Raw genomic sequence first — 15,755 nt, forward strand, 5'->3', positions numbered from 1 at the left:
GCACAATTTTGCCTTGTTTATTAACTGCTGATGAATGTGGTATAGGGCGCTAAATAGCTGAAAAATATATGGTTTGGAGCTAAATTGTCGAATCTTATTGAACGCCAAATTAAAGATTGGCAAAATCGTGGCGTAATCGATGCGTCCGTTGCTGATGTGTTGCGCAAAGATATTAATTCTTTCAGTGCGAATATACCGCAAAAATCAAACGCTAAGATGCGCACGCCAATGCGTCGATTTTCTTTTTTCCAAATTTTGATCGTTTTCGCGGCAATTTCATTCGCTGCAGGTGTTGCCCTCTTGATCGCATCAAACTGGGAAGCGATTCCGCGTCTTGTGCGCGCTGCAGGCGTTCTTTCTATTATTGCGCTCGGGCTTTTGGGCGGTGTTTTCGTGCATGGCCGGTTTGGTGCCAAATCGAAATATGCAGAAGAGGCATGTTATCTAATTGCAGGCGGCGCCTTTTTGAGCGCTGTCGCTCTGGTAGCGCAGATGTATCATATTTCAGGCGATGAGCGCAGTGCTGCGTTGCTTTATACAGCTGGGCTAGGATTTGGTGCTTTAGCTGTCCGCTCTCTGGTGTTGACTGGCGGCGCGCTGTTCTTCTGGGTCACATGGCATCTGAGCAGCCCTGATGGAGGGAATATATTCAGTCTGCCATTCTGGGTCTTTTATGCTGCGCTATGCGCCGTATTGCTGATTTCTCTTTTGCTGAAATCAAAACGGGCAACATGGATGGTTCTGTTCGCAGCTTTGGCAGGTCTGTTGCCGCTCGCAGCAGAGGTGGTGCAGTTTCTTGCGGACGTCGCTTGGTGGGTTCTAGAGCGCTTTTTTGATGGGGTTGAGTGGTTCTACAATTTGCCAGATCAAAACCGTCTTATTACGTGGTGCGTTTTGTTAGCGGCCATGAGTTTTGGATTGATTCTGCCAGATGCGAAAAAAGAGCGTGAAGCAGGGTTTTTACGACGCCACCGCGTGGGCTTATGTTTTACCATTGGCTGTATCGCTTTAATTGCGCTGCATGAATTTGTTGATCAAGGCTCGGTCTCCTTTGCGATTGCAGCTTTGGTGATCGGCTTTGTCTTGCTCACTCTTTATCGCCACGGCAAAGAACACAGACTTGTGCGCTATTGTTGTTACGCGGTTTTTCTCGTTGAGGTCTTTTTCCTTTATACTGTCACCATATCCTCAATGATTTCCACATCAGGCTTTTTGATGCTTCTTGCCGTGTTCCTAATCGGTGTCGCAACGTTTGTTTATCGCTTGGAGAAGCGTTTTTCAGCTGCCAGCACGCTTAAGGAGGAGGTTTAATTATGAATACGAACTCTAAAAAGCCTTTTCATCTTGCCGGTGCTTTAATCACGATTGCCCTCATGTGGGCGTCGGTTCTGTGGATGATTGAGAGCAGGGCATCTATCTTACGCGGCGGTCAGGAGATCGTTCTTAAAACAGAGCCCATAGATCCACGTGACTTTCTGCGTGGCCGCTATGTGCGACTCAATTTCGATATAAGCCGCGTGCTGGTTGAAAATTTTGAAGATATGTTTGCTGGTCAGAGATCAGAAGTTCTTATTGGCACACCGGTTTATGTCATTTTGAAAAAGAATGCTGCGGGACGAGATGAATATGTCAGCTTGCAGCTGCAAAAACCGGAATCAGGACGATTCATCAAAGGCAAAATACGAAGTGTTGGCCTTCGAAATGACGGAAATGAAGAGGGGTATTTGTCACTGGAATATGGAATCGAGCGCTTTTATGCCTCTGAAACCGTTGCTCCTGACCTGGAAAAGCGTATGCGGGACGGAGAAGTGACAGATATTATTGTTGCCGTTTCAGCAGACGGAATCCCGCAAATTAAGGCTTTAAGGCAAGGTAATCACAACTTTTTAACAGAAGTTTTCTATTAAGATGCTTTTTTGGTGATTTTCTATTTGATCACTGCGAATGCAGTGGTATAGGAGCCGCGACTGACCAAACGCCTCGGCGTGCTGGTATGCGGATATGGCGGAACTGGTAGACGCACTGGATTTAGGTTCCAGCGCCGCAAGGCGTGGGGGTTCGACTCCCTCTATCCGCACCAGCCGGGGTCAGTTTACCTGCGAGTGGAGCAGGTTCTACCAATGCGATTTACCCGGCGCATGGAGGTGGTAATAGACCTCGTGCAATGCCATGCGAAAAAAGAAGGTTATGATATGCAGGTCACTGAAACCCTCAATGAGGGCCTGAAACGCGAGATCAAGATTGTGGTGCCTCAGGCCGATCTTGAAGCTAAGCTGACCGAAAAGCTTGAGGACGCAAAGGGTAAGGTTAAACTGAATGGTTTCCGCCCTGGTAAAGTACCTGCGGCTCACTTGCGTAAAATGTACGGCAAGTCATTCATGGCTGAAACAGTCAATGAAATCTTGAACGATACACCACGCACAGTTTTGGCTGATCGCAAAGAACGCTCTGCAACACAGCCAGAAGTTCAAATGACAGAAGACGAAGCTGAAGCGCAAAAAGTGCTCGACGGCAAAGCCGACTTCGAATTCTCACTTTCTTATGAAGTTATTCCTGACATCGAAATCAAAGATTTCTCAGGCATTAAAGTAATTCGTGAAGTTGTCGACATTCCTGCTTCAGAAGTTGACGAACAGGTTTTGAAAATTGCTCAGTCTGCTGCTGAATACTCTGAAAAAGAGGGCAAAGCTGCTGATGGCGACCGCATCACAATGTCTTATGCAGGCAAAGTTGATGGCGAGCTGTTTGAAGGCGGTGCTGACGACAATGGTCAACTCGTGCTTGGTTCAGGCCAGTTCATTCCTGGTTTTGAAGAGCAGTTGATCGGCAAAAAAGCTGGCGACAAAACAGTTGTTAAAGTGACATTCCCTGAGGAATATCAAGCAGCTCACCTTGCTGGTAAAGACGCTGAGTTTGATGTTGAAGTGAAACTCGTTGAACAGGCTGAAAAAGTTGAGATCAACGATGATCTTGCAACAAAACTTGGTCTTGAATCTGCTGACCGCCTTCGTGAAGTTGTGCGTGAACAGATTGAAAGCCAATTTGGCGGTATGACACGCCAAAAGGTTAAGCGTCAGATTCTCGATCAACTCGACAAAATGTACCAGTTGGAATCACCGCAGAAATTGGTTGATACAGAATTCAACAATATCTGGACACAGATTACAGCTGAGCTTGATCAGGCTGGCCGTACATTCGAAGATGAAGAGACAACAGAAGAAGACGCACGTGCAGAGTATCTTGCTCTTGCTGAACGCCGTGTTCGTTTGGGTCTTGTGCTTTCTGAAATCGGCGAAAAAGCTGAAATTCAGGTTACTGAGCAGGAAATGCAACAGGCGCTTATGGCGCAGGTTCGCCAATATCCTGGTCAAGAAAAACAAATCTATGAATTCTTCCAGAAGAACCCAGATGCAGTTGCAAACTTGCGTGCGCCTATCTTCGAAGAGAAAACAGTTGATCATCTTCTAAGCCAAGTCGACGTGACTGATAAAACAGTTTCGAAAGAAGAGTTGATGGCTGATGATGAAGCGGAAGCTGAAACAAAGCCTGCAAAGAAAAAAGCAGCGCCTAAGAAGAAAGCTGCTGCAAAGAAAAAAGACGCTGAATAAGCTCTTTTAAATTGTTTATTTTATTGCCCGTTGAGATCATCTCAGCGGGCAATTTTGTTTGTGGCTGCATGTTGATTGTCGCGCGGAAGCTGAGTCATTTGAATCGCTTAGGCGCGATTCTTTAAGTGTTACATTCAGTGTTCTAGGTGCGCTTTTACTTGGAAGCTTTCCGGTATTGCATCTATCTGACCTGCTGCCGCGCTCAAAGCGCAACGCGCCATGATATGCGCAATGGCGAGTGTGATTTTAAAGCCGCCTGTTGCGACAATAATATCAGGTGCGTCAGGCAACATGCCAATCAATGGATCACGGCCAGCGGCGCGGGGTCTTATGCCGGCCCAGCGCTCTATGACTTGAGCATTTTCGAGCATTGGACATATGGCTTTTGCTTTAGCAATAACCGTATCGAGCTTTTCATCTGTATGCGCCGCATCGGTAAACTCACGTTCCGACGTTGAGCCGATTGCAACATTACCGTTTTCATGGGCAATGACATAGGTGCCACCATCATAAAGAATCGGCGATGCGACATTGATCTCTTGAGCAGGTTTAAGTAGCGCAGCTTGCCCTTTTACGCCCCAACCAAGTTTTTTCTCAGTGAGAGGCTGGAGCAGATCAAAACTTTCAAATCCGGCTGTAATGATTGTTTTGGCAGGCTGTATTTTTGTATCGTCGTTTAGAGTAATCGCGCCAGTATTTTCCACCGCATGAACGCGTGAGTGGGTCAATATTGTAACATTGCTAAATGTGCCCATCATAACCGTTAGCGCTTTGACGAGTGCACGTGGATTGATGCGTGCCGACAGATCATCGCTGTTGTAACCATGGGGGCCGATATCATTGAGCCAACCATCTGCGGGATTTTTATCGTGAACGGTCCAATCGAATGGCGAGACCCAATGTTCTTTGGCGCCTTGCGCCCAAGTGGTGCTCTGCTTGCGCTTTGCTTCATTGCCAATCGGCATAATGCGTCCGCAACGAAAGTAACCACAATCGACTTCAGAGCGCGCTTGCAAATTGGCAATCTGGTCGGGCAGGGTTGTTAGGCCATCAAGCTGGAATTGTTTCTTGTCGTTCCAGTTTATTGGCTGATGCGGCATGAGCGCACCAAGCAGGCCGTAGCTTGCGCCATGTCCCAGCTCATCCTTGTCTATGAGCAAAATGTTCTGGCCCGACAGAGCTGCATAATAGGCGGTCCACAGCCCCACAATGCCGCCGCCAATAATCGCGATGTCAGGTTTTAAACTGGAGGCTGGCAAATCGGATGCATTTTGATATGAAGTCATGATGGAAAACAATTTGCCCAGAGATGTTTTAGAGTTTCGTGAAGGTGATATGCCTTTTTCGACACAGTTTGGCGACCATTTTTATTGTAAAACAGATGGGCGGGCTGAGTGCGCGCATGTTTTCTTGGGCGGTAACAATTTACCCCTACGTTGGGATGATGGTGGTGATTTTACCATTGCAGAACTTGGGTTTGGAACGGGCCTTAATTTCCTGGAAACATGGCGGCAGTGGAAAGCGCATCGCAAGCACGGCGATGTTTTGCACTTTGTGTCCTTCGAAGCATTTCCAATGACAGAAGATATTATGGCGCGTTCGGTTGCTGCATGGCCGCAAGTGTCATCCGAGCAGGCTGAACTTGCGCGTATGTGGCCTGAACTTTCAACAGCTCCGACCGCTTGGGCTATGGATGAGCAGACTACGCTTACAATAATTGTTGCGGATGTTCTGGACGGTATGCGCAATTGGACTGGCAAAGCAGATGCATGGTTTTTGGATGGATTTGCGCCAGCGCGCAATCCGGACATGTGGTCGCTGGAATTGATGCAGGAAATGCATCAACGAACAAACGAAGGCGGCACATTTGCCAGCTATACTGCTGCGGGCTGGGTGCGCCGAAATTTGGCAGAAGCCGGATTTGATGTGATGAAAACATCAGGATTTGCCGGCAAGCGCGATATGATCAAAGGCGCTAAATCTTCTGCACAATCACAAGATATCCCGGAATAGGCGCGCCCTGTTCAAGACGCACTGTAATATCTTGAAAAAGTTCTACTTCTGAAAATCCTGCACGTTCACACATGGCCTGCAAATAGGTTTTAGAGTGCGCAAAGCGTTGGTTCGGCGTGATGTGCCAATCTTTGCCTTCCATCATATCGTAGGGAAGTGTTTCGGCGGAGAAAACAAGTTTAGCATTTGGTGCCGCATTGGCTTTAAGGCCATCAAACAAATCTTCTAATGCGCCAATATAAGGCAGTACATCGGTTGCAACGAGAAGATCGAAAGGTTGATGCTCAGGCGCCTCGCTTTTTGACCATTCTTGCAGATAGTGAACCGCCTCATTGACAAAAAGCTCGTCATAACAGGCACGTTCGTCTGCTTTGTCTATCATGTTCTCAGACAGATCAACGCCTGTTGCATGTACGCACATGTCGAGCAACATCATACCCGACAGGCCTGTTCCGCAGCCAAGGTCAAGCATACGCAGATAGGGCCCCGGTGCGTTTGCCGCTAAATATTCAGCAACTTGCATCGGCACGGCATATTGTAGCTGGCCGGTTAGAATATCGTCGAAGTCTTCGGCGTGCTGGTCAAACAATGTTGCAACATAGGCGTCTGGCGCTTTGAGCGGCGCTTCACCAAGCCCTAGCGAGGCAAGACGAACAGATGCGCCACACATATCTGCCGGATCCATAGAAAGGCACTTGGCATAGAGATCAGCTGCCTTTTCAGGCTGGCCCTCTTTTTCAAATGCTAATGCTTGATTGTAGGTATCAGCGAGTTCTTGTTCGTTATCAGACATAAAATTTTAACCGTTTTTGAGCGCAAGAATTTAACCATGGCGGTTAGCCAAATCGCAAATTCGACCGTGTATGTTCTCTTCAAGTCTTATGTGCAAGTGCGATCTTTTTAGGATGCGCTGTAACGAATAGGGAATGGTTATGGGTGAATTATTTTTGAATAACACAATGTCTGCAATGGCAAATAAAACGAAGCTTATGGATGGCGACGTTCTTCAATTGCGGCAGACTGTTTTTGCTGATGGCGTTGTTCAGCGGCGTGAGGCCGAGGCCCTTTTTGCTCTCGACCGTGCTGTGGCTGATAAATCCGATAGCTGGGTATCTTTCTTTGTGGAAGCGGTCACTGATTATTTGGTCGATGTTGAAGCGCCTAAAGGCTATATCTCCAAAGACAATGCACAATGGCTAATCCGTACCATATCTTCTGACGGCATTGTTGATTCGATTACTGAACTCGAAGTGCTGCTGCGCGCGATGGATAAGGCCAAATCGATGCCGCCTTCACTTTCTGCTTTTGCATTGAGTCAGGTTAAGCACGCTGTACTTGAGGGCGAGGGCCCGCTTGCGAAGGGGCGTTCATGCGTAAAAGGCGTTGTTACAGCTGCTGATGTCGCAATGTTGCGCCGCGTTCTTTATTCTTATTCAGGTGATGGCGCGTTGAGCATTAGCCGTGATGAGGCAGAAGTCCTGTTTGACATCAACGATGCGACATTTGACGCGGATAATGACCCAAGTTGGAGCGATTTGTTTTCAAAAGCGATCGCCTTTTCACTTATGGCTGCTGGTGGCCATGTGGCGGAATCGCGTGAAAAGGCCTTGGCGCGTGAAGAATGGCTTGCTGATGACAGTGTGAATGTTGGCGGGTTCTTTTCAAAGATGTTTGCGAATGGTTTGAGCGGTGTGCGTGATGCACTGGCTGCGCCGAATAGCCTTGAAGCCGTTTATAGAGCGCGTAATGAAACATTTGAGCGCGATAATAGGATTGCAGAACGCATTGATGCCGAAGAAGCTGCATGGCTGATCAATCGCATTGGACGCGATGGAAAATTTCATGAAAATGAATTGGCGCTCATCGCCTTTCTAAAAGCAGAATCGCATCATTTGCACCCATCATTAAAACCACTTTTGGATAAAGTCGCTTAAAGCGCTTAGACCAGCCACATTTGGCAAGCCGCGCATTACACAAGGTAATGTGCAGAAGGATTTGTTCGTTTGCATATTGCATTTTTGTTAATTGGCGTTCTGCTTTTGATGTGGCTTGTCATGTCGGCACCTGTTGGTATCCGCACGATAAAGCGGACATTTCGCGTTCATGCGCCTGCCGAAAAAATACGGGCCGCGCTGCATCCGTTTGGCAGTGATTTTACTTGGAATGGAGCGGTGAGCGCCGTTGAAAAATATTCTGCCGATAGCGGTAAGATGATCACGTCGCATGCTGACCGAAAGGGCAGTTTTATCGAACGCGATTTTGCGCTGTATCAAAGCGATAATGATCTTGAGTGGATGGTGTGGTTCACCAGCGATACATCGCTTGATCAATCATTTTGGCGCCACCACCGGATGGAAACCAAATTGCTTGCTGTCTCGCCGCATGAGACAGAAGTTCAGATAAGCGAAACGGATAGTTATAATGGCATCGCATTTTTAATCTTTCGCTATTTCTCGATGCGCCGCATGGCGCTCAAGCTTAAAATTTGGGGCGAAAAGGGTACATATCAATCTGGCGGACTGTTTGAGCGTCCATCGACACAAATTGTCATGGCTATGCTTTCTGCGCTTTTGCTTTGGCCAGTTTTCGGCCTGACGGGCCAAGGGTTTCTTTTGTCGGCCGCGCTCACACTGATTGTTGGCCTGCATGAACTTGGGCATATTGCAGCCTTTCGCATTATGGGGCACCGCACAGCGCGTATGATTTTTATACCGATTCTTGGCGGTATAGCGCTGGGCGGGCGGCCCTATGACCGGCATTTTGAAATTGGCTTTTCAGCTTTAATGGGCGCAGGCTTTTCAGCATTTTTGACAGCGCTTTTGATGTGGTCGCATCCCTTAATTTCGGAAATGAGCACAAAGCTCATTGCTGATTGCGTGGTTGTGTTTGCCCTTATGGGCGCGCTTTTTAATCTGGGTAATCTTATTCCTGTTTGGAAATTTGATGGCGGGCAGGTGCTGCGCCAAATTTTTAGAACGCCATATGCACAAGCGCTATGTGCATTTCTTCTTTTGGGTTGGTTGATGGCTATTGGCCATATCATTGGGTTGCCGGCGAATATGCTTATTATTTCAGGTGCAATTTTTTCACTGTTAAGCGTGTTTACGTCTAAGGGCGGTATAAAACCTAAAACGCCTTTGACCCCCATGAACAATAATGAACGTGCGGCCATACTTGCTGCCTTTGTTGCGGTATTCTCCATTCATTGTAGCGTGCTGGTCTGGAGCGCTGGCATTTTGTTTGCCTAAGGGGCGGTTGGTCCGAATTGGTTTTCAAACTCGCTTTTGAGTGCTTGATCAAGATCATCCATTGATACTGGCAGCCCTAGATCGACCAAACTTGTGACCCCATGAACTTTGATGCCGCATGGTACGATGCCGTCATAATGGCTTAAATCCGGCTCCACATTGATTGATATGCCGTGAAATGACACCCATTTGCGAAGGCGAATGCCTATGGCTGCAATTTTGTCTTCAGCGATTGTACCTGCAACGGGGCTTTTCTTCTCCGGTCTTTGAACCCACACGCCAACACGGTCCTCGCGGCGCTCGCCCTTGATGTTAAAGCTATCGAGTGTGCCGATAATCCACGCTTCGAGCGCAGAAACAAACGCGCGCACATCGGGTCTGCGGCGTTTTAAATCAAGCATCACATAGGCAACCCGTTGACCGGGCCCATGATAAGTGTGTTCGCCGCCGCGCCCTGTTGCAAACACAGGAAAGCGGTTTGCGTCGACAAGATCTTCGTCTTTTGCGCTGGTGCCAGCTGTGTAAAGCGGCGGATGTTCAACCAGCCATACCAATTCTGGCGCTGTGCCATCACGAATTTCGCCCACACGCTGCTCCATAAAGGCAACGGCCTCGTCATAAGGCGTAAGGCCATCTGCCACGCGCCATTCGACAGGCTTTTCATCCATCTCTTGGGCAAAGAAAGGCTGACCCGTGAGAAGCGCGCCGCGTTGGTTTTTAGGCTCTTGTGTCAAATTCATCTTCCCAATTTTTCCCGCCGTAGAAAATGCGGAGGATTGTAACGTTGGTATTGGACACGATAAATGCAATGGTCAATCGCTTTTCAAACCCGACAATGCGCAGGCCGGAACGGATAACATCGCGCATTTGGCCGCGCTCCGACGCAAAGTCGAATTCATTGCAATAGGTCTCAATGCGCTCGATATATCCCATTGCAACAGCAGGGCTGGCTTTCACGCTAATCCAATCATAGAGCGCAAACAGATCGCCGCGTGCTTCTGGCGCAAATTCTACGGTGCGTTGTTTCACGCTGGGCCTTTGGTTTTTTCATTGTGATGGGCGCGGATTTCATCAAACACAGATTTGGCAGAAAGCCCACGCGATGGGTCTTTCATCATCGCGTCATAGGCAGGGGCAACCTGTTGGTGTAGCCAGTTTTCAACGGCGCGGTCACGTTCTTGCAATGCGCGAAGTCCTGCACGCACAACCTCGCTCGCAGAAGCGTAATCGCCAGAACTCACTTTCTGGTCAATATAGGCCGCGTGTTCATCGGGTAGGCTGATTGTTCTCTTATCCATCGATTCATCCTCTCATTATTTATTTTATCAGAAGGTATGATTTAATCATACCGGAATAGTCCCCATCGTTTTATTAGCCCTGCGATAAAATTATCGCGACGGGGCCGTGCGATTTATAGCGATCGAAATGTATAATGTGCAGCACCAAGACATGGTGGCGCACGGCCGTTAAAAGCGGCGAATTTGCGCAAGCCGCCGCTGCTGTAAAGGGCAGAAGTTTGCGGATAATTGTTTGGGGTAAAACAAAGCCAGAGCCTCAGCCAATGGCTGGCGCTTGGCTTCAAACGGATAAGCAATCTTTTGACAGCGCGAAGCCTGATGATCACGGCCTTGATTGTTATTTGTCCATGCGGCTCAACGGGCAGGGAACCCGTTGCTTGCATAAAGCCGGAAGCAATCTGCAAATAATAGGCCGCCTTTTCGACTTTGAAAATGATGCGCGATACCCATTGCCCAATCCGGCATGGTAGTACGCGATTAGCACTCAACATTGCGGCGATCATCAACCAGCACCGCACGAGGCGCAAAAGCGCGGCGCGGTTTTTCTCTATGGCAATGGTTTTCGCTGCACTGGTCATCACCGCAGTGTGAATGTGTTTTGTGGTGGGTGGATAAGATTGGTGCATTAAATCCACACGCCGTCATCCTCGGCCTTGAGCCGAGGATCCATTCCGTGATGCTGACACTGTAATCATTCTTCTAGATCAAACACCTAAGCGAATTTCACGGAATGGATCCTATGGTCAAGCCATAGGATGACGGAGAGCAGCGTTTTATCCCCTCTCTTGCCAAAACTAAGGACTTGGCAAGCCAAGCCCAAGTTTTCGCTTTCTCTCCCACAAGGGGAGAGATAGGGAGCGCTGATTTTCCTCTCCCGCTTGCGGGAGAGGGATGTGAGGCTTCGCGCATTTGCGCGTTAGCCGCAACTGGGTGAGGGGAATTTGATGCGGAACGCCCTCATCCGTCTACTCGTTACCACTCGTATCCACCTTCTCCCGCAGGCGGGAGAAGGGAGGGGCAGCCCATCTTGTCGTCATCCTCGGCCTCCGAGCCGAGGATCCATTCCGTGATGCTGAAAGCAGAGAGGGGGTATCAATTCTTCTCATCGCTTGGTCTATGACCGTCAAACAGGTTATCGAACGCCTGAATTATCGTCACGGTTCAGAGGTGTTAGGGGCTGTTAGTGCTTCTGAAAAAGAGATGGTGCGGTTAGCAGATAAATTCAAAACCGTCGCTCTCGCCATTTGCTCCGCAATTGGCTGCCGCTTCTGCTGGCTAGTGTGGATAGTTCCAGCATTTCGCTCTCGCGAATTGCTGTTGGTGCGGTCGAGAAGACTCGAACTTCCACGGGGGTTAGCCCACAGCGACCTCAACGCTGCGCGTCTACCAATTCCGCCACGACCGCACTTTTTGCCAGTAAATTTACTGAACTTGGTAGAACCGATAAAGCATCGGTTGAGCGCGAATAGCAAAGCCTGAATGAGTGCACAAGGGAGCAAATTCTATTTTTTTGCGAAAGTAGCACTTTTCTCAATTTTCTAAGGGTTTACTCGTTTGCCACAACCGAATAAACGACGGGCATTAGATCGTGTCAGCGCTTCATTGAATCACTGACACGATCTAATTTTTATTTTATAGCAAGTCTTATCGGAAAACCGGTTCCCACTTTTCCGGACTTGTTCTAATCAACCACCCGCATTGTAGGCGGGACTGGACAGGAGAAGAAAATGTCTAATTTAATTTCCCTCACATTTCCCGATGGCTCAATCCGCGAATATCCTGCGGGCACAACTGGCCGCGATGTTGCTGAGGGCATATCCAAATCATTATCCAAAAAATCAGTCGCCATTGCGATTGACGGTGTTTTGCGCGATCTTTCCGATGAGATTGAGACAGGCTCGGTTGAGATTATCACCCGCAGCGATGAGCGCGCTTTGGAACTTATCCGCCATGACGCAGCGCATGTTATGGCTGAAGCTGTGCAGGAGCTGTTTCCGGGCACACAAGTCACCATCGGCCCTGTGATCGATAATGGTTTCTTTTATGATTTTAAACGCGACAAACCTTTTACAGAAGAAGAATTGCCGCTGATTGAAAAGAAAATGCGCGAGATTATTCAGCGCAATGAACCTTTCACCAAAGAAATTTGGACACGCGAAAAAGCCAAGCAGGTTTTTGCCGATAAGGGCGAAGATTATAAAATTGAGCTTATTGACGCTATTCCGGGCGATGAAGACCTGAAAATTTATTATCAGGGCGATTGGTTCGATCTTTGTCGTGGACCGCATATGGCTTCCACTGGCCAAATTGGTACAGCTTTCAAATTGATGAAAGTGGCTGGCGCTTATTGGCGCGGTGATTCTGACAATGAAATGCTAACCCGTATTTACGGCACAGCATGGGCTGAGCAAAAAGAGCTCGATCAATATCTTCACATGCTTGAAGAAGCTGAAAAGCGTGACCACCGCCGCCTTGGCCGCGAGATGGATTTATTCCATTTCCAAGAGGAAGGGCCTGGCACTGTTTTCTGGCACGGCAAGGGCTGGCGTATTTTCCAAGAGCTTGTTTCTTATATGCGCCGCCGTTTGGCCGGAACTTATGAAGAGGTGAATGCGCCGCAGGTTCTTGTTTCTGACCTTTGGGAAACATCAGGCCACTGGGAGTGGTACAAAGAGAATATGTTTGGTGTGAAATCCGCTGATCCAGACGCTGAGGACCAGCGTACATTTGCGCTCAAACCGATGAACTGTCCAGGCCACGTGCAGATTTTCAAGCATGGTCTGAAATCGTATCGCGATTTGCCCATTCGTATGGCGGAGTTTGGGGTTGTTCACCGTTATGAGCCATCGGGTGCTTTGCATGGCTTGATGCGTGTGCGCGGCTTTACGCAAGATGATGCGCATGTGTTCTGTACCGAAGCTCAGCTTGCTGACGAATGTATGCGAATCAATGATTTGATTTTGTCGGTCTATGAAGATTTCGGATTTGAAGAAATTACCGTCCTTCTTTCAACACGCCCTGAAAAGCGCGTGGGCTCTGATGCCAATTGGGACCATGCCGAAGAAGTCATGACCAATGTTCTGAAGGAAATTGAGGCCAAATCTGGCGGGCGTATTAAAACCGGCATTAATCCGGGTGAGGGCGCGTTCTATGGGCCTAAATTTGAATATACGCTGAAAGATGCGATCGGACGCACATGGCAGTGCGGCACAACGCAGGTTGATTTCAACTTGCCTGAGCGGTTCGGCGCTTTCTACATCGACAGCGATTCAGAAAAGAAACAGCCTGTCATGGTGCACCGTGCGATTTGTGGCTCCATGGAGCGTTTCCTTGGGATCATTTTAGAAAACTATGCGGGGCATTTCCCGCTTTGGCTTGCACCAACACAAGTCGTTGTTGCAACGATTACATCAGAAGCCGACCCTTATGCTGAAGATGTTGCCGAACAGCTGCGCGATGCTGGACTTCAGGTGATAACAGACTTCCGCAACGAGAAGATCAACTACAAGGTGCGCGAGCATTCGGTTGCCAAAGTGCCTGTGATCATTGTTATCGGACAGCGTGAAGCCGACCAGAAAATGGTCAATATTCGCCGGCTTGGATCGCGCGATCAAACACCGATGCAGCTTGATGAAGCGATTGCATCTTTGGTGGAAGAGGCAACACCGCCAGATGTCATGCGCAAGCGCTTGGCGAAAAAGTCATAATCTAACTGTCATATTTCGCAGTTAAGATAGAAGTGCTATTTATTGCGGGCCGCATTGTCGGCCCGTAATTTCTATGGGGCATATTCACATGAAAAACACGCAGTTTGCTGAATTGTCTTATGCGCGGCCAACGGACCCCTTGCTGAAAAGATGGTTTATACGGGCCATTGAAAATGCTTCAGGGCGTGAGCGACTTGCTGCACTCTACAGCTATTGGCGTGACGAGATTTTCGGCAAAGACGACTGTGTCTTCAATGCGATGCTGTCCTTAATCGATGTGGACTTTGTGCCAAAAGGGCAATGGCCGCCCAAGGATTTACCCGATACGCCGCTCGTGATGATTGCTAATCATCCTTATGGTATTGGCGACGGTATTGCTTTTTTGGCTCTGGCTGAGCAGCTTGGCCGTCCGTTCCGTATTGTTATCAATAATGATTTGATGAAAGTGCCGGAAATCCAGCCCTATTCATTGCCAATCTCATTTGAAGAAACCAAAGAGGCTGTGGCGCTCAATTTGCAAACACGCAAAGAAGCTGTGCGATTGTTAAAAGAAGGCGTCACGATCATTATTTTCCCATCGGGCGGTGTTGCAACAGCGCCAAAGGGGATTGGCCGCGCTGTTGACCTGCCGTGGAAAATGTTCACATCACGGTTGGTGCAAAGCGCGAAAGCATCGGTTATTCCGGTTTATTTCTCAGGTCAAAACGGGCGCTTTTTTCATATCGCCAGTCAGTTCTCGATGACTTTGCGAACGTCACTGTTAGTGCGTGAATTTTCTAAACGCTGCGGAAAACCAATCTCTGCTGTCATTGGTGAGACAATGACTTGGTCAAGCCTGGAAAAATTGGACGATAGAAAAGCGCTGCTTACACATCTTTATGATGCGGTGTTTTCCCTAGACCCTGAGAAGCAAATCAAAGTTAGTTCTTAATCCGGTTTTCTTCGGTTGCTTCAACACGGATCGTTTGATCGCGGCCGGAGAGAACTTCAATGTTCTTCTGGTAGATATTGTCTTTGTTTTGAGCAACGATTGTATATTCACCAGCAAGCAAGATCATGGTGGAGATGGCATTCACGTCTTCGCGAATAACATCGCCGGATGGTGCGACAACGGACCATGCTGTGTCTGCAAGTGGGAAGCCGTTTTTTCCGCGCACAAGGTTGAGCGTTACTTGCGCTGCACGGTGCTCAAGCGAAGCCTCTGTGGTGCGTCCTGCTTCAACCCGTAAATCGGCGCGTGTTACGGCGTTGATTGTGCCGTATTTGGAAACAACGTGATATGTGCCAGCATTGAGCCGAATGACTTTTCCAGCTGGTACGTCTGGCAGTATCAATTGATCATCATCAGTATTGCCGTTGCGGCTGAAAATATCAAAAGTCAGCTTGTTGCGGCGTACTTGACTGCCATCGGGTAGGGCAGCTTCTAGTTTTAAGCCGCCTGCATTGAGGACCAATGATTCGCGCCGTGTTTCTTTGGTGAGTGTGACGCGCGATGTTGCGCCGGCGCGGCCAAAAGCTGCGTGAACGAGATAATTACCCGGTTCAAGTTGAATACGTGCGCCGCCACCTTTTGCGACTGCGATGAGGGGTAGCTTGCCATCTGGGCCAACTTCCGCATCAAAAACGCGCCATACCATGCCATCAGCAAGAGGAGCGCCATCATCGGTCAAGCGTGCTTCCAGAAATAGAACGCCGCTATCTATGCCCTCAAGTGGGACTTTGCGATCTGCAGGTGCATATTTGGAAATGCCCGGCAGGGACAGGTCGCCCAGTGATTCATCTTGAGCATAGGCAGCGCTGGCTAAAGCGAGCCCAATAAATACAGCTGAAAATGATCTGCTCAGGAGTTTCACTATACGCAACTTCACTTTGCTTGTTGAA

Annotated in this window: 15 protein-coding genes and 2 tRNA genes; 9 read left to right on the forward strand and 8 right to left on the reverse strand. The window is 48.6% G+C overall.

The features are described from left to right. Nucleotides 1-84 precede the first annotated feature (84 nt). The 4 genes from N530_RS0116345 to tig all read left to right on the forward strand — a co-directional run bounded on the left by N530_RS0116345 (nucleotide 85) and on the right by tig (nucleotide 3,608). Nucleotides 85-1,311 carry a DUF2157 domain-containing protein gene (locus tag N530_RS0116345; protein ID WP_026481581.1) on the forward strand — a complete coding sequence of 409 codons (1,227 nt, stop codon included), beginning with the start codon at nucleotides 85-87 and terminating at the stop codon, nucleotides 1,309-1,311. Nucleotides 1,312-1,313: 2 nt separating this feature from the next. Continuing rightward, nucleotides 1,314-1,907, forward strand: coding sequence for a GDYXXLXY domain-containing protein (locus tag N530_RS0116350; protein WP_051541027.1), 594 nt, complete (start codon nucleotides 1,314-1,316; stop codon nucleotides 1,905-1,907). 88 nt (nucleotides 1,908-1,995) lie between these two features. Beyond that, a tRNA-Leu gene (locus tag N530_RS0116355) sits at nucleotides 1,996-2,080 on the forward strand. A gap of 112 nt (nucleotides 2,081-2,192) precedes the next feature. Continuing rightward, nucleotides 2,193-3,608, forward strand: coding sequence for a trigger factor (tig, locus tag N530_RS0116360; protein ID WP_026481583.1), 1,416 nt, complete (start codon nucleotides 2,193-2,195; stop codon nucleotides 3,606-3,608). 134 nt (nucleotides 3,609-3,742) lie between these two features. Here the strand turns inward: tig and N530_RS0116365 are convergent, their stop codons facing one another. Beyond that, nucleotides 3,743-4,894, reverse strand: coding sequence for an FAD-binding oxidoreductase (locus N530_RS0116365; protein ID WP_051541028.1), 1,152 nt, complete (start codon nucleotides 4,892-4,894; stop codon nucleotides 3,743-3,745). On the opposite strand from N530_RS0116365, the gene mnmD reads away from it, so the two are divergent. Continuing rightward, on the forward strand, nucleotides 4,893-5,621 hold the full coding sequence (gene mnmD, locus N530_RS0116370) for a tRNA (5-methylaminomethyl-2-thiouridine)(34)-methyltransferase MnmD (RefSeq protein ID WP_026481585.1): 729 nt from the start codon (nucleotides 4,893-4,895) through the stop codon (nucleotides 5,619-5,621). The genes N530_RS0116365 and mnmD overlap by 2 nt on opposite strands. Here mnmD and N530_RS0116375 read toward each other — a convergent pair. Beyond that, on the reverse strand, nucleotides 5,584-6,414 hold the full coding sequence (locus tag N530_RS0116375; RefSeq protein WP_026481586.1) for a class I SAM-dependent methyltransferase: 831 nt from the start codon (nucleotides 6,412-6,414) through the stop codon (nucleotides 5,584-5,586). The two genes, mnmD and N530_RS0116375, sit on opposite strands and share 38 nt — an antisense overlap. A gap of 139 nt (nucleotides 6,415-6,553) precedes the next feature. Here N530_RS0116375 and N530_RS0116380 point away from each other — a divergent pair, with 139 nt between their 5' ends. Together N530_RS0116380 and N530_RS0116385 are read left to right on the forward strand one after the other, a co-directional pair. Next, entirely contained in the window at nucleotides 6,554-7,555 is a 1,002-nt protein-coding gene (locus tag N530_RS0116380; protein WP_026481587.1) for a hypothetical protein, read from the forward strand. A gap of 69 nt (nucleotides 7,556-7,624) precedes the next feature. After that, nucleotides 7,625-8,869: a hypothetical protein gene (locus tag N530_RS0116385; RefSeq protein ID WP_026481588.1), complete on the forward strand. Its 1,245-nt coding sequence runs from the start codon at nucleotides 7,625-7,627 to the stop codon at nucleotides 8,867-8,869. On the opposite strand, the gene lipB is transcribed toward N530_RS0116385, so the two are convergent. The 5 genes from lipB to N530_RS0116410 all read right to left on the reverse strand — a co-directional run bounded on the left by lipB (nucleotide 8,866) and on the right by N530_RS0116410 (nucleotide 11,572). Beyond that, nucleotides 8,866-9,609: a lipoyl(octanoyl) transferase LipB gene (lipB, locus tag N530_RS0116390; protein ID WP_026481589.1), complete on the reverse strand. Its 744-nt coding sequence runs from the start codon at nucleotides 9,607-9,609 to the stop codon at nucleotides 8,866-8,868. The two genes, N530_RS0116385 and lipB, sit on opposite strands and share 4 nt — an antisense overlap. Continuing rightward, nucleotides 9,587-9,898 (reverse strand): type II toxin-antitoxin system RelE/ParE family toxin, encoded by a 312-nt coding sequence (locus N530_RS0116395; protein ID WP_026481590.1) that lies wholly within the window; start codon nucleotides 9,896-9,898, stop codon nucleotides 9,587-9,589. The genes lipB and N530_RS0116395 overlap by 23 nt, the downstream gene beginning before the upstream one ends. Further along, a complete protein-coding gene (locus N530_RS0116400) occupies nucleotides 9,895-10,167 on the reverse strand; it encodes a type II toxin-antitoxin system ParD family antitoxin (protein WP_026481591.1) in 273 nt (90 codons plus the stop codon). Before N530_RS0116400 ends, N530_RS0116395 begins: the two co-directional genes overlap by 4 nt. Nucleotides 10,168-10,280: 113 nt before the next feature. Then, nucleotides 10,281-10,793 (reverse strand): hypothetical protein, encoded by a 513-nt coding sequence (locus N530_RS0116405; protein ID WP_026481592.1) that lies wholly within the window; start codon nucleotides 10,791-10,793, stop codon nucleotides 10,281-10,283. A gap of 692 nt (nucleotides 10,794-11,485) precedes the next feature. After that, nucleotides 11,486-11,572 (reverse strand) — tRNA-Leu (locus N530_RS0116410). Between the two features lie 322 nt (nucleotides 11,573-11,894). On the opposite strand from N530_RS0116410, the gene thrS reads away from it, so the two are divergent. Then, nucleotides 11,895-13,874, forward strand: a complete 1,980-nt coding sequence (gene thrS / locus N530_RS0116415; protein ID WP_026481593.1) for a threonine--tRNA ligase — start codon at nucleotides 11,895-11,897, stop codon at nucleotides 13,872-13,874. Between the two features lie 88 nt (nucleotides 13,875-13,962). After that, a complete protein-coding gene (locus N530_RS0116420) occupies nucleotides 13,963-14,805 on the forward strand; it encodes a lysophospholipid acyltransferase family protein (RefSeq protein WP_026481594.1) in 843 nt (280 codons plus the stop codon). On the opposite strand, the gene N530_RS0116425 is transcribed toward N530_RS0116420, so the two are convergent. Further along, nucleotides 14,795-15,727: a hypothetical protein gene (locus N530_RS0116425; RefSeq protein WP_247869212.1), complete on the reverse strand. Its 933-nt coding sequence runs from the start codon at nucleotides 15,725-15,727 to the stop codon at nucleotides 14,795-14,797. The two genes, N530_RS0116420 and N530_RS0116425, sit on opposite strands and share 11 nt — an antisense overlap. Nucleotides 15,728-15,755: the final 28 nt, after the last annotated feature.

It is taken from the genome of Ahrensia sp. 13_GOM-1096m (assembly GCF_000620605.1).
In the GTDB taxonomy this organism is placed as follows: Bacteria; Pseudomonadota; Alphaproteobacteria; order Rhizobiales; family Rhizobiaceae; genus Ahrensia; species Ahrensia kielensis.

Coding starts and splice junctions, on each gene's coding strand:
- N530_RS0116350 (WP_051541027.1), top strand. CDS start 1,314: ATGAATACGAACTCTAAAAAGCCTTTTCATCTTGCCGGTGCTTTAATC.
- tig (WP_026481583.1), top strand. CDS start 2,193: ATGCAGGTCACTGAAACCCTCAATGAGGGCCTGAAACGCGAGATCAAG.
- mnmD (WP_026481585.1), top strand. CDS start 4,893: ATGATGGAAAACAATTTGCCCAGAGATGTTTTAGAGTTTCGTGAAGGT.
- N530_RS0116365 (WP_051541028.1), bottom strand. CDS start 4,894: ATGACTTCATATCAAAATGCATCCGATTTGCCAGCCTCCAGTTTAAAA.
- N530_RS0116375 (WP_026481586.1), bottom strand. CDS start 6,414: ATGTCTGATAACGAACAAGAACTCGCTGATACCTACAATCAAGCATTA.
- N530_RS0116380 (WP_026481587.1), top strand. CDS start 6,554: ATGGGTGAATTATTTTTGAATAACACAATGTCTGCAATGGCAAATAAA.
- lipB (WP_026481589.1), bottom strand. CDS start 9,609: ATGAATTTGACACAAGAGCCTAAAAACCAACGCGGCGCGCTTCTCACG.
- N530_RS0116400 (WP_026481591.1), bottom strand. CDS start 10,167: ATGGATAAGAGAACAATCAGCCTACCCGATGAACACGCGGCCTATATT.
- N530_RS0116405 (WP_026481592.1), bottom strand. CDS start 10,793: ATGCACCAATCTTATCCACCCACCACAAAACACATTCACACTGCGGTG.
- thrS (WP_026481593.1), top strand. CDS start 11,895: ATGTCTAATTTAATTTCCCTCACATTTCCCGATGGCTCAATCCGCGAA.
- N530_RS0116420 (WP_026481594.1), top strand. CDS start 13,963: ATGAAAAACACGCAGTTTGCTGAATTGTCTTATGCGCGGCCAACGGAC.